This is a genomic window from Kineococcus rhizosphaerae, from assembly GCF_003002055.1.
Classification (GTDB): Bacteria; Actinomycetota; Actinomycetes; order Actinomycetales; family Kineococcaceae; genus Kineococcus; species Kineococcus rhizosphaerae.
This window is the reverse complement of the sequence record NZ_PVZF01000001.1, coordinates 70,006-88,548: the sequence shown is the minus strand read 5'-3', so window position 1 is coordinate 88,548 and position 18,543 is coordinate 70,006. Positions and strand designations below refer to the sequence as shown.

Here is an 18,543-nt window from a genome sequence, read left to right as displayed (position 1 = left end):
ACTCCTCCCATGCAGATCTGGCCCGGTCGCCCCTACCCCCTGGGTGCGACCTACGACGGCGCCGGGACGAACTTCGCCGTGTTCTCCGAGGTCGCCGAACGGGTCGAGCTCTGCCTCATCGGCGACGACGGCACCGAGCAGCGCATCGCGATGCCCGAGGTCGACGGCTTCGTGTGGCACGCCTACCTGCCGGCGGTCCAGCCCGGTCAGCGCTACGGCTTCCGCGTGCACGGCCCGTTCCACCCCGAGAGCGGCTCGCGCTGCCAGCCCGAGAAGCTCCTGCTGGACCCGTACGCCAAGGCCATCGAGGGCCAGGTCGACGGCGACGAGTCGCTGTTCTCCTACCACTTCGACAAGCCGGACACGGTGAACGACGAGGACAGCCTCGGGCACACGATGCTCTCGGTCGTCGTCAACCCGTACTTCGACTGGGGCAACGACCGCCGGCCCGGCCACGAGTACCACGAGTCGGTGATCTACGAGGCGCACGTCAAGGGCCTGACGATGCTGCACCCGGACGTGCCCGAGGAGATCCGCGGGACGTACGCGGCGATGGCGCACCCGGCGGTCATCGAGCACCTGACGTCGCTGGGCATCACCGCGGTGGAGCTCATGCCCGTGCACCAGTTCGTCCAGGACACCCACCTGGTCGACAAGGGCCTGACGAACTACTGGGGCTACAACACCATCGGCTTCTTCGCCCCGCACAACGCGTACTCCTCCACCGGGGAGCGCGGTCAGCAGGTGCAGGAGTTCAAGTCCATGGTGCGGGCCCTGCACGAGGCGAACATCGAGGTCATCCTCGACGTGGTCTACAACCACACCGCCGAGGGCAACCACATGGGCCCGACGCTGTGCTTCCGCGGCATCGACAACCAGGCGTACTACCGGCTCGTCGACACCGACAAGAAGCACTACTTCGACACCACGGGCACGGGCAACAGCCTGCTCATGCGGTCCCCGCACGTCCTGCAGCTCATCATGGACTCCCTGCGGTACTGGGTGACCGAGATGCACGTGGACGGCTTCCGCTTCGACCTGGCCGCGACCCTGGCCCGGCAGTTCCACGAGGTCGACCGCCTCAGCGCCTTCTTCGACCTCGTCCAGCAGGACCCGATCGTGTCCCAGGTCAAGCTCATCGCCGAGCCGTGGGACGTCGGCGACGGCGGCTACCAGGTCGGCGGGTTCCCGCCCCTGTGGACGGAGTGGAACGGCCGCTACCGCGACACCGTCCGCGACTTCTGGCGCGGGGAGCCCAAGACGCTGGGCGAGTTCGCCAGCCGCATCAGCGGCTCCTCGGACCTGTACGAGCACTCGGGCCGCAAACCCATCGCGAGCATCAACTTCGTGACCGCGCACGACGGGTTCACGATGCGCGACCTCGTCTCGTACAACGACAAGCACAACGAGGCCAACGGCGAGGGCAACAACGACGGCGAGAGCCACAACCGGTCCTGGAACTGCGGGGTCGAGGGCCCGACGCAGGACGCGGAGATCATCGCCCTGCGCGCCCGCCAGCACCGCAACCTGCTGACGTCGCTGCTGCTGTCGCAGGGCGTGCCGATGATCCTGCACGGCGACGAGCTGGGCCGCACCCAGAAGGGCAACAACAACGTCTACTGCCAGGACAACGAGACCTCCTGGGTCGACTGGGAGCTGTCCGACGCGCAGAAGGAGCTGCTGGAGTTCAGCCGCCGCGTCGTGGCCCTGCGCCGCTCCGAGGCCGTCTTCCAGCGCCGCCGGTTCTTCGCCGGCGACGCCTCCCACGGCGGGGAGAGCGAGGTCGGCGACATCGAGTGGTTCTCCCGCGAGGGCACCGAGATGTCGGACTCCGACTGGGCCGACGACCGGAACACCACGGTCATGGTGTTCCTCAACGGGGAGGCGATCCCCGAGCCGGACCGGCGCGGGGAGCGCATCGTCGGCGACTCCTTCCTCGTCCTGTACAACCCCTGGCACGAGCAGGTGGAGTTCACCCTGCCCGAGAAGGCGTACGGGGACGGGTGGCGGCCGCGGCTGGACACGGCCGACGACCAGGTCGGGATCGTGTCGATCTTCACCGAGGAGTCGGCGTTCTCCCCCGGGTCCCGCCTGCCGGTGGCGGCCCGTTCCATGCTCGTGCTGGCCCGTGAACCCCTGGGGGAGAAGTGAGCCGTCGACCCGCGGTGGTGCCCGTCAGCACCTACCGGCTGCAGATCCAGCCGGCCTTCACCTTCGACGACGCCGCGGCCCGGGCCGAGTACCTGGCCGCTCTGGGGGTCTCCCACGCCTACCTGTCGCCGGTCCTGGCCCCGGCGAAGGGGTCGCAGCACGGCTACGACGTGGTGGACCACTCCCACCTGAACCCCGAGGCCGGCGGGCGCGAGGCGTTCGACCGGCTGTCGAAGACCCTGCAGGGCAACGGTCTGGGCGCGGTGGCCGACGTGGTGCCCAACCACATGGCCGTCCCGACCCCGGCCAGCGACAACGCCCAGCTGTGGTCGGTGCTGCGCGAGGGGCCGGAGTCGCCGTTCGCGTCGTGGTTCGACGTCGACTGGTCGGTACCGGACCGGGCGATCCTCATGGCCGTCCTGGGCCAGCGCATCGGCCAGGTCCTGGCCGCGGGGGAACTGTCCCTGGACACCTCCGGAGCCGAGCCCGTGCTGCGCTACTACGACCACGTCTTCCCGGTGCGCCCGGGCACCGAGGACCTGCCGATGGAGCAGCTCGTCGACCGCCAGTGGTACCGGCTGGCGCACTGGCGGGTGGCCGACGAGGAGCTGAACTACCGCCGGTTCTTCGACGTCGACACCCTGGCCGCGATCCGCGTCGAGGACCCGGCGGTGTTCGACGCCTCCCACGCCCTGCTGCTGGAACTGGTGCGCGACGGGTCCCTGCAGGGGCTGCGGATCGACCACCCCGACGGGCTGGCCGACCCGCGCGGGTACCTGCGGCGGCTGGCGGCGGCGACGTCGGGCGCGTGGGTGGTCGTCGAGAAGATCCTCGAGGGCGACGAGCTGCTGCCCGAGGACTGGGAGTGCGCGGGCACGACGGGCTACGACGCGCTGCAGCGCGTCGGTGGCGTCTTCCTCGACCCGGCGGGCGCCGAGCCGCTCTCGACGCTGTACGCGGGGATCACCGAGCAGTCCCGGCCGTTCGCGGCGATCGTCGAGGAGGCCAAGCGGGAGGTCGTCGAGCACGGCCTGTACGCCGAGGTCCACCGGCTGGTGGAGCTGCTGGCCGGGATCTGCCACGACGACGTCAACCTGCGCGACCACACGCGCCGCGGGCTGCACGAGTCCGTCGTGGAGCTGCTGGTGGCGATCGAGCAGTACCGCGCCTACGTCGTGCCGGGCGAGAGCGCCCCGGCCGAGGCGGTCGCGGTGCTCGATCACGCCGCGGAGGTCGGCCGCAACCGGCTGCCCGCCGAACGCCACGACACCCTCGCGGTCGTCGTGGACCTGGCCCTGGGCCGGGTCGCGACGGGCGACCCCCGGTCGGCCGAGTTCGTCGTCCGGTTCCAGCAGACGTGCGGGCCCGTGATGGCCAAGGGCATCGAGGACACGTCGTTCTACCGCTGGTTCCGCCTGAGCTCGCTCAACGAGGTCGGGGGCGAACCGACGCGCTTCGGGATCTCGCCGGAGGAGTTCCACGCCTTCGCCGCCCGGCAGGCGCGGGACTGGCCCGCGACCATGACGACGCTGTCGACGCACGACACCAAGCGCAGCGAGGACGTGCGGGCGCGGTTGTCCGTGCTCTCGGAGTTCACCGAGGAGTGGGCGGCGGCGGTCACCTCCTGGCGCGAGCTCGCCGGCGCCCACCGCGCCGCCGAGCTGGACGCCCGCACCGAGCTGCTCGTATGGCAGACGGTCTTCGGCACCTGGGGCGCCTCGGGGCCGATCACCGCCGACCGGCTGCTGGCCTACCTGCAGAAGGCGACGCGCGAGGCCAAGGACCACACGACGTGGACCGGGCCGGACGAGGCCTACGAGAGCGCCGTGGAGCGGTTCGCGACGGGGGTCCTGGGCGACGAGGCCGTGCTGGCGGCGGTCTCCGAGTTCGTCGGGCTGACGGCCGAGGCTGCGCGCGTGGCGGTGCTGGGCCAGAAGTTCGTGCAGCTGACGATGCCCGGGGTCCCCGACGTGTACCAGGGCACCGAGGTCGTCGACCTGTCCCTGGTCGACCCGGACAACCGCCGACCGGTGGACTACGCCGACCGGCAGCGCCGGCTCACCGCCCTGGACGCCGGCGGCGCGCCCGCCGACCTGGACGACGAGAAGCTGCTCGTGGTCTCCCGGACCCTGCGGGCCCGCCGCACCGACCCCGCGTGGTCGGTCGGCGGGGACTACTCCCCCGTCCCGACCTCGACGGGCAACGCCCTGGCGTTCGCGCGGGGGCCGGTCGAGGAACCGTCGGTGGTGGCCGTGGCCACCCGGCTGCCCGTCTCCCTGAACCGCAACGGGGGCTGGGGCGAGCACACGCTGACGCTGCCGGAGGGCCGTTGGCGCAACGCGTTCGACGGCTCCGAGGTCGACGGCGGGTCGGTGCGGATCGCCGACCTGCTGGACGGGCTCCCGGTGGCCCTCCTGGTCCGCACGACCTGATCCCCGACCCCGACTTCTGGGGACTTTCCAACGTCTCAAAGGGTGTTGAGACGTGCGGAAGTCCCCAGAGGTCGGGCGGGGTGGGGCTGTCCCCGCGTGCACCGGTGGACGACCCGGTCCTGAGACGTCGCGCCTGTGGACGACGGGCACGCGGGTCCGCGGGGTGATGCACGGTCGGCTGCGTGCCGACCGCCGCTCTCGTCCCCGACCCGCTGCGCAACCGCCCCTTCACCCTCGCCGAAGCCCTCGAGCGCGGGCTCACCCCGCGCCGGTTGCAGTCGTCGGTGTGGAGGCGGCTGCACACGGGCGTCTACGTGCACCGGGACGCCGTCCTCGACGACCGCGACCGTGTCGAGGCGCTCCGGCTGGCCTCTCCACCGGGGACGGCGTTCTCCGGCCTGACCGCGGCGTGGATCCACGGGCTGTGGACGCCGCCGCCCGGTGTCCGAGTGCCGTTGCAGACCACGCGGTCGGTGAACTCCTCGGGACTCGAGGGTGCCGACGGGCGGTCACGCCGTCAGATCCTGCGCCTGCAGGACGACGACCTCGTCGAGGTGGACGGTCTGGAGGTGACGAGCCTGTGGCGCACGGCCTTCGACCTCGTGCGGGACGCCCCGCTGGTCGACGGCGTCAGCGTCCTGGACACCTTCGCCGGTCAGGGCCTCGACCTGCCCGAGTTCCTCGAGCACCTGTCCCGTCACCGACGCTGGCCCGGAGTGGCCGTCGCGTGGACCGCGACGGCGCTGTGCGACGGCCGGTCGAGGTCGGTGGGTGAGTCGCGGTTGCGGATGACGGCGGTGCTCGCCGGGCTGCCCGAACCGTGGGTGAACCCCTCACTCGTCGTGCCCACCGCCACCGGCCCCGTGCTGCGGTTCCCGGACCTGCTGGTCCGGGGCAGGCACCGGACGTGCGGTCTGGAGTTCGTCCCCCGCAAGCGGGAGGTGCCCCAGGCGGCTACCACCGCGAGAACGCGCAGCAGGACGCGGACGTCGTGCGGGAGAACCTCCTCGTCGTCGGCGCCGGTCTGCCCGTCCTGCGCTACCGCTGGAAGACCCTGTGGCCGGTGCAGCGCGTGATGCTCGAGATCGCCCGGGCGATCGACTGGCCGCCGCTGAACAGCCTGCACCCCGCAGACTTCGCCCTCCCCCGCCACCGCCTCCCCTGGTGATGCCCGACCTCTGGGGACATCCCAACCGCTCAAGGCCGCAGGAGGGGTTGGAAGGTCACCAGAAGTCGCCGGGGAGGCCGGGGTCCGACAGGGTGGGGCCCATGCAGTTCGGAGTGTGGGCGCCGCGTGCGCAGACGGTGGACCTCGTGCTCAACGGGCGCGAGGTCGCGATGGAACGGACCGGTTCCCCGCGCGAGGGGTGGTGGACGGCCGAGGGCGAGGGCGAGCGGTACGCGTTCCGCGTCGACGGCGGTGACCCCCGACCGGACCCGCGCAGCGGCTGGCAGCCCGAGGGCGTCCACGCGGCCAGCGCCGTGGTCGACCCCGCGCGGTTCACCTGGACCGACGGCGACTGGACCGGCCGGGACGTGCACGGGGCCGTGTTCTACGAGCTGCACGTCGGGACGTTCACCGAGGCCGGGACGTTCGCGGCGGCGATCGAGCACCTGGACCACCTCGTCGAGCTCGGCGTCGACGTCGTGGAGGTCCTGCCGGTCTCGGCCTGGGACGGGCCGTGGAACTGGGGGTACGACGGGGTCGCGCCGTACGCCGTGCAGCACGAGTACGGCGGCCCGCACGGTCTCGCCGCGTTCGTCGACGCCTGCCACGCCAAGGGCCTGGCCGTCGCGCTGGACTGCGTCTACAACCACCTGGGGCCCAGCGGGAACTACCTGGGCGAGTTCGGGCCGTACTTCACCGACAAGCACGACACCCCGTGGGGTGCGGCGGTGAACCTCGACGACGACGGGGCGCTGGAGGTGCGGCGCTGGATCGTCGACAACGCGCTGCGCTGGTTCCGCGACTTCCACGTCGACGCGCTGCGCCTCGACGCCGTGCACGCCCTCGTCGACGACTCCGAGCAGCACGTCCTGCAGCAGCTGGCCGACGAGACCGCGCAGCTGTCCCGTGAGCTGGGCCGGCCGCTGGGGCTGGTCGCCGAGTCCGACCTCAACGACGCCGCCATGGTGACCCCGACCGCGCAGGGTGGTCGCGGGATGAGCGCGCAGTGGGACGACGACGTGCACCACGCGCTGCACGCGTGGCTGACGGGGGAACGGCAGGGGTACTACGCCGACTTCGGCGACCCCGAGGTCGTCAAGACGGTGTTCGAGGAGGCGTTCTTCCACGCCGGGCGGTTCTCCACGTTCCGGGGGAAGGTCTGGGGGGTGCCGGTGGACCGGGCCCGGGTGCCGGGCACCGCGTTCCTGGGGTACCTGCAGACCCACGACCAGGTCGGCAACCGCGCCGTCGGGGACCGCATCGGGCACTTGATGTCCCCCACCCGGCAGGCCGCGGGTGCGGCGCTGTACCTGCTGGGACCCTTCACACCCATGGTGTTCATGGGTGAGGAGTGGAACGCCTCCACGAAGTGGCAGTTCTTCACGAGCTTCCCCGACCCCGAACTGGGCAAGGCCGTCAGCGAGGGCCGGCGCGGGGAGTTCGGGCAGCACGGCTGGGACGCCGAGGACGTCCCGGACCCGCAGGACCCGACGACCAGGGAGAACTCGGTCCTGGACTGGGCCGAGGTCACCGAACCCGGGCACGCCCGGGTGCTCGCCTGGTACAGGACGCTGACGGCGCTGCGCCGGCGGCTGCCGGAGTTCACCGACCTGCGCGCGGTCCGGGTCGACGTCGCGGGCAACGCCCTGGTGCTGCACCGCGGCGACCACCGGGTCGTGGTGACGCTGGGGGCCGGAGCGGACGTGGACGTCGAGGGCGCGCCCGTCGAGGTCGTCGCGTCGTTCTCCGACGGCCCGGCGCCGGAACTGCTCGGCGAGGGCGTGCGCACGGCCGCCGAGTCCGTCGTCGTGCTGCGGGTGGCGTCGCAGGGGTGAGCGACGGCATCGACCCGGCCGAGCTGGTGCGCAGGGCCGCGGTGCGCATCGCGGCCCTGGCCCAGGACGGCCTGACGTACGCCGTCGGCGACCCGGCCAAGGACTACGACGCGGCGCGCTACCGCGAGCTGACCGAGCTCGCGGCCGACCTGCTGACGGCCGTCTCCACGACGCCGCGCGAGGTGCTGCGCGCCGTCCTGGACGCCGACGCCGGGTACGCGACGCCGAAGGTCGACGTCCGGGCCGGGGTCCTCGACGACCGGGAGCGGTTCCTGCTGCTGCGCGAGCGCAGCGACGGGCTGTGGTCGCTGCCGGGCGGCTGGGTCGACCCGGGTGACCGGCCCGCCGAGGCGGCCGTGCGGGAGGTGCGGGAGGAGACGGGCTACCCGGTCGAGGCGGTGAAGGTCGTCGGCGTCTGGGAGCGCGACGTGCGCGGCAAGCAGCCTCCGATGCCGGTCAGCGTGTTCCACCTGTACTTCCTGTGCCGCGTCACGGGTGAGCCGGCTCCCGCCAGCGAGCTGGAGACCCTCGACGTCGGCTGGTTCGGCCTGGACGAGCTGCCGCCGCTGAGCACGCGGCGGATCAGCCGCTGGGAGCTGGAGCGGGTGCTGGCCCACCACCGGGACCCGTCGCTGCCGACCGAGTGGGACTAGTCTGCACTGTTGCAAGCCACTTGCAACAACGACGACGACCCCGGAGGCCCTCCCCGTGCGCTGGACCCGCGACGACTCCCGCCGGCTGCTGCGACTGCTGGCGGTCGTGCTGGCCCTGCACGTCGTCGGCTGGGGCGTGCTGGGGTTGTTCGTCGTGCCCCACGAGTACAGCGTCGGTGAGCAGGTCTTCGGCTGGGGCCTGGGCCTGACGGCCTACGTCTTCGGGGTCCGGCACGCCTTCGACGCCGACCACATCGCCGTCATCGACGGCACCACCCGCAAGCTCACCGGGGACGGGCAGCGTCCGCTGTCGGTGGGTTTCTGGTTCTCCCTGGGCCACTCCAGCGTCGTGTTCGCGATGGCCGTCGTCGTCGCCACCGGCGCGAGGTTCGCCTCGGGGCTGGTGACCGACGGCAGCGCCGTGCACGACGCGCTCGGCGTCTTCGGCACCAGCGCCGCCGGCGTGTTCCTGTGGGTCATCGGCCTGGTGAACCTCGTGGCCCTGGCCGGCATCGTGCGCACGGCCCGCCGCCGCCGGCGCGGCGAGCTCGACGACGCCGCCCTGCAGCAGCACCTGGCGATCGACGGGGCGCTGGCCCGGCTCCTGCGCCGGTTCACCGCGCGCATCCGCTCCCCCCGGCAGGTCTACCCGGCCGGTCTCCTCATGGGGCTGGGTTTCGACACGGCCACCGAGGTCGCGCTGCTCGTCCTGGCCGGCACCGCGGCCGTCACGCTGCCCTGGTACGCCGTCCTGGTGCTGCCCGTGCTCTTCACCGCGGGCATGAGCCTGTTCGACACCCTCGACGGCGCCTTCATGAACCTCGCCTACGACTGGGCCCTGGCGAACCCGCTGCGGCGCCTGACCTACAACGGCGTCGTCACGGGCGTCTCGGTGGCCGTGGCCCTGGGCGTCGGGACGATCCAGCTCGGGTCCGTGCTGCACGAGGAGCTGGGCCTGGGCGGGGTCGCGACGTGGGTCTCCGGGCTGGACACCGAGTACGTGGGGTACGCGGTCGCCGGGCTGTTCGTCGTCGTGTGGGCCTGCGCGCTCGTGTGGTGGCGGGCGGCGCGCGAGCGCGTGCCTCAGGCCAGCTGAGCCCCGTCGCGCGCGAGCGCCGACAGCCGCGACACCGCGCGCAGGTACTTCTTGCGGTACCCGCCGTTCAGCAGCTCGTCGGTGAAGACGGCGTCGAACGGGACCCCCGAGGCGACCACCGGGATGTCGCGGTCGTAGAGGCGGTCGGCGAGCACGACCAGGCGCAGGCCGACCATCTGGTCGGTCACGGTGCTGACGGCGCGCAGGCACACGGCGCTCGTGGAGCCCACCATCGCGCCGTAGCGGCTGGGGTGGACCTCGGCCAGGTGCGCCAGAACGGTGGAGAAGTCGTCGAAGGTGGCGCCGTCGCGGCCGGCGGCGACGCGCTCGACGGCGGCGTCGTCCAGGGGGGCCGGCGCGGCGGGCAGCCCCCGGTGGCGGTAGTCCTCGCCGTCGACGCGCTGGACGGCGAACTGCCCGGCCAGGGCCTGGATCTCGCGCTGGAAGTCCTGCGCGGCGAACCGGCCCTCGCCCAGGGCCCCGGGCAGCGTGTTGGAGGTGGCGGCGAGGCGGACGCCGCGGTCGACGAGCTCGCGCATGAGCCGCGACATCAGGACGGTGTCGCCCGGGTCGTCGAGCTCGAACTCGTCGATGCACACGAGGTGGTGGGGCGCGAGGGCCTCGACGGCGGGCAGGAAGCCGAGGGCCCCGACGAGGTTGGTGTACTCCACGAACGTGCCGTAGGCCGCGGTCCCGCCGCCCTCGGTGACGACCTGGTGGTACAGCGAGGACAGCAGGTGGGTCTTGCCGACGCCGAACCCGCCGTCGAGGTACATCCCGGGCGGGCCGGCGGGAGCCGCGCGGCGCTTGAACAGGCCGCGCCTGGGGGCGGCCCCCTTCAGGACGCTCTCGCCGAAGGCGCTCATGCCGGCGACGGCCTCGGCCTGCGAGGGGTGGTCGGGCGAGGGCACGTACGTGGAGAAGCGCACGTCGGAGAAGCGCGGCGGCGGGACGAGCTCGGCGACCAGCTGCTGCGGCGGGACGCGCGGGTTGCGGTCGGCGAGGGAGTCGAGTCGCATCTGGGAGCCCGTCACGACCGCCCACCCTAGTGACGGTCCCGCGCCCCCGCCCGAGGGGTGTGCCAGGATCACCGACGGCGGGAACGGATCGGTGCGCACCGGCGTTCTCGTTGCCGACCGAGTCGCTGGAGGACACCCCGTGAGCACCCCGCTGGACACCGATGCCAAGCTCGCCGCCTACGCCCACCCGGAGAAGCTCGTCACGACGCAGTGGCTGGCCGAGCACCTGGGCGAGCCGGGCCTGGTCGTCGTCGAGAGCGACGAGGACGTCCTGCTCTGGGACACCGGGCACGTCCCCGGCTCGGTCAAGGTGGACTGGCACACCGAGCTCAACGACGAGGTGACGCGCGACTACGTCGACGGGGAGGGCTTCGCCCGGCTCATGTCGGCCAAGGGCGTCTCCCGCGAGGACACCGTCGTGATCTACGGCGACAAGAACAACTGGTGGGCCGCGTACGCGCTGTGGGTCTTCACCCTCTTCGGCCACGAGGACGTGCGGCTGCTCGACGGCGGCCGCGCGAAGTGGATCGCCGAGGGGCGCGAGCTGACGACCGACGCCCCGCCGCGCACCCCCACGCAGTACCCCGTCGTGGAGCGCCGCGACGAGCAGATCCGTGCGTTCAAGGACGACGTCCTCGCCCACATCAGCAGCGGTCCGGACGGGGCCGGCGGCAAGCTCGTCGACGTCCGCTCCCCGCAGGAGTACACCGGCGAGCGCACGCACATGCCGGACTACCCCGAGGAGGGCACCGTCCGCGGTGGGCACATCCCGGGCGCGGACAGCGTCCCGTGGGCCCGGGCCGCGGCCGAGGACGGGACGTTCAAGTCCCGCGCCGAGCTCGAGGCGATCTACTCCGGCGAGAAGGGCCTGTCCCCCGACGACGACGTGATCGCCTACTGCCGCATCGGGGAACGTTCCAGCCACACGTGGTTCGTGCTGTCCGAGCTGCTCGGGTTCGAGAAGGTGCGCAACTACGACGGCTCCTGGACCGAGTGGGGCAACGCCGTGCGCGTGCCGATCGTCAAGGGCCCGGAGAAGGGCTCGCTCAAGTGACCTCCGAGCTGGACGACGACCCGGTCGCGGGGCTGCCGCCCGCGATGGCCGAGATCGTCGAGGACTTCCAGGCCCTCGGCGAGCGCGAGCGGCTGCAGCTGCTCCTGGAGTTCAGCCAGGGCCTGAAGCCGCTGCCGGCGGAGTTCGAGGGACACCTGGAGAAGATGGAGCGGGTCGACGAGTGCCAGTCGCCCGTCTTCGTCCACGCCGAGGTCGACGCCGACCGGGCCGTGCACCTGCACGTCTCGGCCCCGGCGGAGGCACCGACGACGCGGGGGTTCGCCGGGGTCCTGCAGGAGGGCCTGGAGGGGCTGCCGGCGGACGTCGTGCTCGACCTGCCGCCGGACGTGTGCCACCGCCTCGGCCTGGAGCAGGCCGTGAGCCCGCTGCGCATGCGCGGCATGACGGGGATGCTGGCGCGGGTCAAGCGCCAGGTCCGCGTGGCGACCGCCGCCTGATCCTCCCGCACCACCCCTGACGGTTCCAGGAGAGGGACGTCGCCGTGACGCACACCGCCGACCTCGGTTCGAGGTTGCAGGACGCCCACCCCTCGCTCCCGGTCGTCCTCGTGGGCGAGGCGAGGCTGCCCACGACGTCCGGGACGTTCCGGGCGCTGGCCTACCGGCAGGCCGACGGGGTCGAGTACCTCGCGCTCGTCACCGGGGACCTCGGTGACGGGCACGACGTGCTGGTGCGCCTGCACTCGGAGTGCCTCACCGGGGACGTCCTCGGGTCGTTGCGCTGCGACTGCGGTCCGCAGCTGCACGCCGCGCTGGAGGCGATCACCGCCGAGGGGCGCGGGGTGGTCCTGTACCTGCGGGGGCAGGAGGGCCGCGGGATCGGGCTGGCCGAGAAGATCGCGGCCTACGCGCTGCAGGAGCAGGGCCGGGACACCGTCGAGGCCAACGTGGACCTCGGCCTGCCGGTGGACGCGCGCGACTACACCGGTGCCGTCGCCGTCCTGCGCGACCTCGGCGTGCGCGACGTCGAGCTCATGACGCACAACCCCGTGAAGGTGCGGGCCCTGGAGGCGCACGGCGTGCCGGTGCTGCGCCGCCGGGACCTGCCCGTGGCGCAGACCGTCGACAACCTGCGCTACCTGCGGACGAAGCGCGACCGGATGGGCCACGAGCTGCCGGGGGTGGACTGATGACCGTCCACGCCCCGGACCCGGGCACGCAGGTCGAGCAGGACGCACGGGCCCGGGACTGGGACCTGCTGCTGGCACTGGCCCGCGAGGACGACCCGGTGGTGGTGGCGGCGGGGTTGCGGGCCCGGGCCGGCGGCGACCTCGTCGACCGCTACGCGCCGCTGCTGCTCGCGGGCCGGCGCGGTGTCGTGGCCCAGCTCGGGCAGAGCCTCGACGGGTGCATCGCGACCCGCTCGGGGGACGCGAACTTCGTGACGGGCGACGCCGACCGGGAGCACCTGCACCGGTTGCGCGCGCTCGTGGACGCCGTGGTCGTGGGCCCGGGGACCGTCGACGCGGACGACCCGCAACTGACGGTGCGGGCGGTCACCGGTCCCAACCCGGTCCGGGTCGTCCTCGACCCGCGCGCCAACCTGCACGACCGCGCCGTGCTGGCCGACCCGCGGACGGTGTGGATCCGCGGCGACCTCGCGCGCGACCCCGTCGCGGTGCTGGCCGGGCTGCGCGACGCCGGGCTGCGGCGCGTCCTCGTCGAGGGCGGCGGCTGCACCGTGAGCGACTGGGTCGCGGCGGGGGTCGTGGACCGGCTGTACCTGACCGTCGCGCCGCTGGTCATCGGTCGCGGCGGCCGGCGCGGGCTGGCGCTGCCGGACGTCGAACCGTTGCGGGACTGCCTGCGCCCCGACTCCCGGCGGCACCTGCTGGGTGAGGACGTGTGCTTCGAGCTGGACCTGCGAGGCTGAACGGGACGCAGCAGACGCAGGAGGGGCCGGGTCCGTCGCCGGACCCGGCCCCTCGGGGGTGGGCGATACTGGGATCGAACCAGTGACCTCTTCCGTGTCAGGGAAGCGCGCTACCGCTGCGCCAATCGCCCGCGCTGCGTGCAGAACACTACCGGACGCGGCAGGCGGCCGAGGACGCGGGCCCGGTCCGGCGGTCGGTTCAGCGGTCGGCGAGGAACGCCGGCAGCCGGTCGAGCGACTGCGCGGCGGCAGCCTCGTCGTGGCCGGGCGGACTGTCGTCGACGACCAGGTGCGCGTCCCCGTCGGGGTCGTCGGCCACGGCGTGCACCTGCAGGGCGAGGTCGGCCGGGGACCGCACCCCCGCCGCGAGGCCCTGGGCGGGGTGGAACAGGACGACCTCGGTCACGGACCGGTCATCCCGCGACGGTCACCGCGACCGCGACCCGGGAACCCCTCATCCGGCCACGACGCTGCAGGAACCCTTCGACGGCGTCGAAGAGCTGGAACAGCACGCCGTACTTGGCCGCCAGCCGCCGTTCGACCTCGGGCAGTTCCTGCGCGGCCAGCACCTCGGCCTGCGCGTCGACGGGACGCCCCAGCGGTTTCCCGCGCTGGGTGCAGGGTGCGACGAGGACGTGCGGGTCGCGGCGCACCCGCTTGACCTTGCCCGTGGTGTCCTGCGTGACGAGCGCGATCCGCCCGTCGCCCAGCGGTGCCGACCACACCGGGGTGCCGACGGGACGGCCGTCCCGGCGGAACGTCGTCAGCAGGACGTAGGACGTCTGCCCCAGCAGTTCCTGCACGCGCTCGGTCCGGTCGGTCACGGCGGTCCACTCCCTCTCTCGGACTCCTGGTGCAGCACGCCGTCGAGGTCGCGCAGCCGGTCCAGCCCCTTCAGGGCCTGGGCCATCCGCCGGTTCCCCGAGAGTTCCTCGCGGTGGCCCGCGAGGAAGTTCCAGTAGCCGGCGGTGAACGGGCAGGCGTCCTCGCCGACCCGTACGCGGGGATCGTAGCGACAGCCGCCGCAGAAGTCGCTCATCCGGTCGATGTACGCGCCGCCCGACGCGTACGGCTTGGTGGCCAGCACCCCGTGGTCGGCGTGCTGGGACATACCCACGACGTTCGTGGTCATGACCCAGTCGTAGCCGTCGACGAAGTTCCTCCAGAACCAGTCGGCGAGGTCCGCCGGGCGGTAGCCGCGCTGCAGTCCCCAGTTCCCCAGCACCATGAGGCGCGGGATGTGGTGGACCCAGCCCTCGTCCCGGACCCCGGCCAGGACGTGCTTGAGGCAGTTCGCCTCCACGGCGTCCGCATCCAGGTCGGCGAACCAGCGCGGGAGCTCCTGGTGCGCCCCCAACGCGTTGCGCTGCTTGTAGTCCTCCCCCAGGTGCCAGTACAGGTGCCAGGTGTAGGAGCGCCAGCCGACGACCTGGCGCACGAAACCCTCGACCGAGGCCAGCCGCACCCGGTGCTCACGGCCGTGCTCCTCGGCCCGGCGGGCGACCTCGACGGGGTCGAGCAGCCCCAGGTTCAGGGGGGCGGACAGCAGCGAGTGCGCCATCCACTCGTCCCCGGCGAGCATGGCGTCCTCGTAGGTGCCGAACTGCTCCAGCCGGTCGCTGAGGAAGTGCCGCAGCGCGCGCAGCGCCTCCCGCCGGGTCGCCGCGAACCGGCGCGGGCCGTCCGAGCCGGTGAACTCGACCCCGTCGTCGCGGGCCCACCGGTCGAGGTCCTCGCGCACTCCGGCGTCGATGTCGTCCTCGGTGGGCCACCAGGGTTCGGCGACGTCCAGGGACTCCTGGCGCGGTGGCCCCGAACGGTTGTCCTGGTCGTAGTTCCAGGACCCTCCGAGCGGTGCCTCGCCGTCCATCAGCAGCCCGTGGTGGCGCCGGACGTCGCGGTAGAAGTCCTCCATGAGCAGGCGCTTGTCCCCGCGCCGGTCGGCCCAGCCCGCGAACTGCTCCTCGGACACGACGAAACCCCGCGAGGCGAGGACCTCGACGTCCGGCAGGGACCGCACGAACCGGCGCGCGCGGTAGGACGTGGGGTCGCAGACGCTGACGGGTCCGCCGCACTCGGCGAGGGCCTCGCGGTAGGTGCCGGCCTGCACGAAGACGGCCCGCTCCCCCAGCTCGGCGGCCCGGTGTCGCAGCGCCGACAGGAGCAGGTGCGCCTTGCGCCGGTGGTAGCGCCCGCGCCGGAACACGTCCTGCGACTCCACGAGCAGGACCGGTTGCCGGGGGGTGTCGAGGAAGTGCGGGCCGAGCTGGTCGGCGAACAGCCAGCGCCGGGTGTCCGGGGAGCGGTCGGGGAGGTCGGGCACCTCGCCACTCTCGCCGCGTCCGCGCCCTCGAGCACCTCGAACCGGCTCAGAACCGGCTCAGAACGGGCTCAGAACGGGCTCAGAACCGGGCGGTCTCCCCCCGCGCCACGACCCGGACGACGCTGTCCAGGCCCCGGCGCGCGACCTCGGCGGTGAAGTCGCCCAAGGGCGAGCGGAAGACGCCGTAGTCGTCGACGTGGACCGGGACGGCCCGCCGGGGACGGACGAGTTCGAGCAGGTCGGCGCCGCCGACGCCGTCCAGGGTGACGACCAGACCACCGGGCAGCGTGGTCCCGCCCAGGTGCAGGACGGCGAGGTCCACGTCCGGGAACCGGTGCGGGACCTCGCGCAGCTCCGGCACGTTGAGCGTGTCCCCCGAGACGTAGACCCGGCGCCGCACGGGGCCGCCCACGGGCCCGAACTCCAGGACGCTGCCCATGACGGGTGGCAGCAGCGCCTGCGCGAGCCCGGGGGCGTGCCGGCCGGGTGCGGCCGTCACGCGCACCTGGTCGCCCCCGGCGACCAGGACCCGCGACTCCCAGGTCCGCAACCCGCTGACGTCCTCGAACCCGTACCGGCGCACGAGCCGCCGCTCGGCGTGCCGCGTGGTCAGGACCGGCACGTCGTGGTCGAGGCCGCGGCGGGCGACCCGGTCGAAGTGGTCGCCGTGCAGGTGGGACAGCACGATCCCGGACAGGGGTGGGAGCCGGTCCACCGCGAGGGCGGGGTCGGTCAGCCGCCGCGACACCAGGCCCTTGCCCAGGTAGGCGAACTGCCCCCGGTGCAGGAAGTTCGGGTCGGTCAGCAGCGTCAGGTCCCCCCAGCGCAGCAGGACCGTCGCGGTGCCGATGAACGTCAGGGACAGGGTGTCGGCGTCGACGGGGTCCGGGGAGTCCACGCCGAGGGGTTACCCGCACCCACCCCGGGTAACCCCCCGTCGTGGACGATCACGAACGCGAGCGGTACCTGGCCGTGTACCTCAACGACCACCTCGCCGGGGCCACGGCCGGCTGCACCCGGTTCACGCGCAGCGCCCGGGCGCACGCGGGGTCGGCGACCGGGAGCGAGCTGTCCCGGCTGGCCGCCGAGTGCGAGGAGGACCGCCGGGCCCTGCGGCACTGGATGGGCGTGCTGGGGGTGCCGGTGAAGGCGCCGCTGCCGCTGGCCGGGCGCGTGGCCGAGGCCGTCGGGGCGCTGAAGCCGAACGGCCGGCTGGTGCGCCGCTCCCCGCTGCGCACGGTCGTCGAGCTGGAGGGACTGCTGCTCGGCGTGCAGGGCAAGGGCGCGGGCTGGCGCAGCCTGCGGGAACTGGCCCGCACCGACGCGCGCCTGGACGCCGGCGCCCTGGAGGAGCTCGTGCGACGGGCCGACCGGCAGGCCACGGAGCTGGAACGGCTGCGGCGCACGGCCGTCCTCGCCGTCCTGGGCGCCTGACGTGCGGGACCGGTCGCTCCTGGCGGGGCTGCTGATGGGCGTCGGGCTCGCCGGCTTCCTCGACGAGACGGTGTTCCACCAGCTGCTGCACTGGCACCACTTCTACGACCGGTCCACCTCGACGGCCGGGCTCGTCTCCGACGGCTGGTTCCACGCCGGGAGCTGGCTGGCGGTCGTCGCGGGTCTGTTCTTGTTCGCCGACCTGCAGCGCCGCCGGGTCACCGACCGGCGGCGGGTGGTGGCGGGGACCCTCCTCGGCTGGGGAGGTTTCCAGCTGTACGACGGCCTGGTGCAGCACAAGGCGCTCGGGTTGCACCAGATCCGCTACGGCGTCGACCTGCTGGCCTACGACCTCGTCTGGAACGGCGCGGGCCTGCTGGCCGTGCTCGCCGGGGTCGTCGTCCTGCGCCGCCGGCGTCGCGTGCCCGGGCCGCCCGGGTGATCCCCGGCGCCCTGCTGCTGGCCGCCGCGGCCGGGCTGACCGCCTGCTACCTGGTGGCCGAGCAGCGGCTGCACGCCCGCGGCGACCGCTGGCCCGTGCGGCGGACGGCGGCCGCGACCGGGTGCGCCGCCGCGCTGGCCGCCGCCGGGCTGTGGCCAGCGCGCTCGGCCACCGACGAGGTCGCGGTGCACCTGCTGGTGACGATGGCGGCCCCGCTGCTGTTGGCCCTGTCGGCGCCGGTGGGCCTGACCCTGCGGGTGCTGCCCCCGGGTCCGCGCCGGGCCCTGGTGGGGGCGCTGCACCACCCGTGGTCGCGGGCGGTGACGTGGTGGCCGGTCGCGACGGTGCTGGAGGCCGCCGGGCCGTGGCTGTTCTACCTGGCGCCCGTCCCGCACGCCCTGCACCCGGCGCTGATGGTCCACATGGTGCTGGCCGGGTGGCTGTTCGCGACCGTCGTCGCCGGACCCGACCCCGTGCGCGGGCGGCCGGGCGTGCGGACGTGCCTGCTGGCGCTGCTCGTCGTCTTCGCCGTCCACGGGACCGTCGCCAAGCTGTGGTTCGCCGCCGGGGCGGGCGCGGCCGCGCAGGTGCTCGCGTACGGCGGGGACGTCGTGGAGGTCGCGACGGCCGTCGCGGTGTGCGCGCGCTGGTACCGCCGCGTCACGCCCAGACCGTCGCGTGCGCCGCGAACCCTGCCGGGTCGTGCACCGGGATGACGCACAGCAGGTGACCCCCGGGCGCCCGCAGCGTGCGGCACCCCTGCCAGGCCGACACCTCGACGACCCCCAGTCCCACCAGCCGCCGCACCTCGGCGTCGACGTCGTCGGTCTCCACGTCGACGTGGAAGCGGGGCTCGCCGTCCTGCAGCGCCTGGACGGCGACCACCAGCCCGGGGAACGCTCCGGGCAGGGAGACGAACTGCGGTTCGCCGGGTTCGGGTTCCGTGCCGGTGCCCAGCGCCTGCGACCAGAAACCCGCCGCCGACGGGGCGTCGGCGGCGGGGACGTCGATCAGCAGCGTCGAGAACCGGCTGCGGTGCACGG

Annotated in this window: 18 protein-coding genes, 1 tRNA gene and 1 pseudogene; 13 read left to right on the top strand and 7 right to left on the bottom strand. The window is 73.4% G+C overall.

The window, feature by feature from the left end; genetic code table 11:
• The first annotated feature begins 9 nt into the window (after positions 1 to 9).
• The 6 genes from glgX (at position 10) to nicT (ending at position 9,335) form a co-directional block, all read left to right on the top strand.
• Positions 10 to 2,151 (top strand): glycogen debranching protein GlgX, encoded by a 2,142-nt coding sequence (gene glgX, locus CLV37_RS00445; protein ID WP_106205931.1) that lies wholly within the window; start codon positions 10 to 12, stop codon positions 2,149 to 2,151.
• Positions 2,148 to 4,583, top strand: a complete 2,436-nt coding sequence (gene treY, locus CLV37_RS00440) for a malto-oligosyltrehalose synthase (protein ID WP_106205929.1) — start codon at positions 2,148 to 2,150, stop codon at positions 4,581 to 4,583. The genes glgX and treY overlap by 4 nt, the downstream gene beginning before the upstream one ends.
• 182 nt (positions 4,584 to 4,765) lie before the next feature.
• Positions 4,766 to 5,659 (top strand): hypothetical protein, encoded by an 894-nt coding sequence (locus CLV37_RS00435; protein WP_106205927.1) that lies wholly within the window; start codon positions 4,766 to 4,768, stop codon positions 5,657 to 5,659.
• 193 nt (positions 5,660 to 5,852) lie between these two features.
• Positions 5,853 to 7,586: a malto-oligosyltrehalose trehalohydrolase gene (gene treZ, locus CLV37_RS00430; RefSeq protein WP_106205925.1), complete on the top strand. Its 1,734-nt coding sequence runs from the start codon at positions 5,853 to 5,855 to the stop codon at positions 7,584 to 7,586.
• Positions 7,583 to 8,239: an NUDIX hydrolase N-terminal domain-containing protein gene (locus CLV37_RS00425; RefSeq protein ID WP_245885171.1), complete on the top strand. Its 657-nt coding sequence runs from the start codon at positions 7,583 to 7,585 to the stop codon at positions 8,237 to 8,239. Before treZ ends, CLV37_RS00425 begins: the two co-directional genes overlap by 4 nt.
• A 55-nt stretch (positions 8,240 to 8,294) precedes the next feature.
• A complete protein-coding gene (nicT, locus tag CLV37_RS00420; RefSeq protein WP_106205923.1) occupies positions 8,295 to 9,335 on the top strand; it encodes a Nickel transporter NicT in 1,041 nt (346 codons plus the stop codon).
• Here nicT and zapE read toward each other — a convergent pair.
• On the bottom strand, positions 9,323 to 10,354 hold the full coding sequence (gene zapE, locus CLV37_RS00415) for a cell division protein ZapE (protein ID WP_106207242.1): 1,032 nt from the start codon (positions 10,352 to 10,354) through the stop codon (positions 9,323 to 9,325). The two genes, nicT and zapE, sit on opposite strands and share 13 nt — an antisense overlap.
• Before the next feature lie 139 nt (positions 10,355 to 10,493).
• Between zapE and CLV37_RS00410 the strand changes: the two genes are divergently transcribed.
• From CLV37_RS00410 to CLV37_RS00395, 4 genes and pseudogenes are all read left to right on the top strand, one after another.
• Complete coding sequence (locus tag CLV37_RS00410; protein ID WP_106205921.1) at positions 10,494 to 11,408, top strand: sulfurtransferase; 915 nt, start codon at positions 10,494 to 10,496, stop codon at positions 11,406 to 11,408.
• A 44-nt stretch (positions 11,409 to 11,452) separates the two neighbouring features.
• Positions 11,453 to 11,866, top strand: a complete 414-nt coding sequence (locus CLV37_RS00405; protein ID WP_106207240.1) for a SufE family protein — start codon at positions 11,453 to 11,455, stop codon at positions 11,864 to 11,866.
• Positions 11,867 to 11,982: 116 nt separating this feature from the next.
• Positions 11,983 to 12,558, top strand: a pseudogene (ribA, locus tag CLV37_RS00400) (GTP cyclohydrolase II); the annotation flags it as partial.
• Positions 12,558 to 13,301, top strand: coding sequence for a RibD family protein (locus tag CLV37_RS00395; RefSeq protein ID WP_106205917.1), 744 nt, complete (start codon positions 12,558 to 12,560; stop codon positions 13,299 to 13,301). The pseudogene ribA and the gene CLV37_RS00395, both read left to right, overlap by 1 nt.
• 59 nt (positions 13,302 to 13,360) lie before the next feature.
• Here CLV37_RS00395 and CLV37_RS00390 read toward each other — a convergent pair.
• The 5 genes from CLV37_RS00390 to CLV37_RS00370 all read right to left on the bottom strand — a co-directional run bounded on the left by CLV37_RS00390 (position 13,361) and on the right by CLV37_RS00370 (position 16,522).
• A tRNA-Val gene (locus tag CLV37_RS00390) sits at positions 13,361 to 13,432 on the bottom strand.
• A 68-nt stretch (positions 13,433 to 13,500) separates the two neighbouring features.
• Positions 13,501 to 13,707 carry a hypothetical protein gene (locus CLV37_RS00385; RefSeq protein WP_106205915.1) on the bottom strand — a complete coding sequence of 69 codons (207 nt, stop codon included), beginning with the start codon at positions 13,705 to 13,707 and terminating at the stop codon, positions 13,501 to 13,503.
• A gap of 7 nt (positions 13,708 to 13,714) precedes the next feature.
• The gene (locus CLV37_RS00380; protein ID WP_211298272.1) at positions 13,715 to 14,125 is read right to left on the bottom strand and encodes a PPOX class F420-dependent oxidoreductase; all 411 of its coding nucleotides are present in this window, start codon (positions 14,123 to 14,125) and stop codon (positions 13,715 to 13,717) included.
• A complete protein-coding gene (locus tag CLV37_RS00375; RefSeq protein WP_106205913.1) occupies positions 14,122 to 15,624 on the bottom strand; it encodes a cryptochrome/photolyase family protein in 1,503 nt (500 codons plus the stop codon). Before CLV37_RS00375 ends, CLV37_RS00380 begins: the two co-directional genes overlap by 4 nt.
• A gap of 79 nt (positions 15,625 to 15,703) precedes the next feature.
• On the bottom strand, positions 15,704 to 16,522 hold the full coding sequence (locus CLV37_RS00370) for an MBL fold metallo-hydrolase (protein WP_211298271.1): 819 nt from the start codon (positions 16,520 to 16,522) through the stop codon (positions 15,704 to 15,706).
• 41 nt (positions 16,523 to 16,563) lie between these two features.
• Between CLV37_RS00370 and CLV37_RS00365 the strand changes: the two genes are divergently transcribed.
• Genes CLV37_RS00365 through CLV37_RS00355 form a run of 3 tightly spaced genes read left to right on the top strand, consistent with a single transcriptional unit; the run spans position 16,564 to position 18,216 of the window.
• Positions 16,564 to 17,058, top strand: coding sequence for a hypothetical protein (locus CLV37_RS00365; protein ID WP_106205911.1), 495 nt, complete (start codon positions 16,564 to 16,566; stop codon positions 17,056 to 17,058).
• Between the two features lie 34 nt (positions 17,059 to 17,092).
• On the top strand, positions 17,093 to 17,500 hold the full coding sequence (locus CLV37_RS00360; protein WP_106207234.1) for a DUF2243 domain-containing protein: 408 nt from the start codon (positions 17,093 to 17,095) through the stop codon (positions 17,498 to 17,500).
• Complete coding sequence (locus CLV37_RS00355; protein ID WP_170126978.1) at positions 17,497 to 18,216, top strand: cytochrome c oxidase assembly protein; 720 nt, start codon at positions 17,497 to 17,499, stop codon at positions 18,214 to 18,216. The genes CLV37_RS00360 and CLV37_RS00355 overlap by 4 nt, the downstream gene beginning before the upstream one ends.
• On the opposite strand, the gene CLV37_RS00350 is transcribed toward CLV37_RS00355, so the two are convergent.
• Positions 18,161 to 18,541, bottom strand: a complete 381-nt coding sequence (locus CLV37_RS00350; RefSeq protein ID WP_106205907.1) for a VOC family protein — start codon at positions 18,539 to 18,541, stop codon at positions 18,161 to 18,163. The two genes, CLV37_RS00355 and CLV37_RS00350, sit on opposite strands and share 56 nt — an antisense overlap.
• Between the last annotated feature and the right edge of the window lie 2 nt (positions 18,542 to 18,543).

What these genes read in the sequence shown, in the direction of transcription:
- glgX (WP_106205931.1), top strand. Translation starts at nt 10, where the DNA reads ATGCAGATCTGGCCCGGTCGCCCCTACCCCCTGGGTGCGACCTACGAC.
- treZ (WP_106205925.1), top strand. Translation starts at nt 5,853, where the DNA reads ATGCAGTTCGGAGTGTGGGCGCCGCGTGCGCAGACGGTGGACCTCGTG.
- zapE (WP_106207242.1), bottom strand. Translation starts at nt 10,354, where the DNA reads ATGCGACTCGACTCCCTCGCCGACCGCAACCCGCGCGTCCCGCCGCAG.
- CLV37_RS00405 (WP_106207240.1), top strand. Translation starts at nt 11,453, where the DNA reads ATGGCCGAGATCGTCGAGGACTTCCAGGCCCTCGGCGAGCGCGAGCGG.
- CLV37_RS00395 (WP_106205917.1), top strand. Translation starts at nt 12,558, where the DNA reads ATGACCGTCCACGCCCCGGACCCGGGCACGCAGGTCGAGCAGGACGCA.
- CLV37_RS00360 (WP_106207234.1), top strand. Translation starts at nt 17,093, where the DNA reads ATGGGCGTCGGGCTCGCCGGCTTCCTCGACGAGACGGTGTTCCACCAG.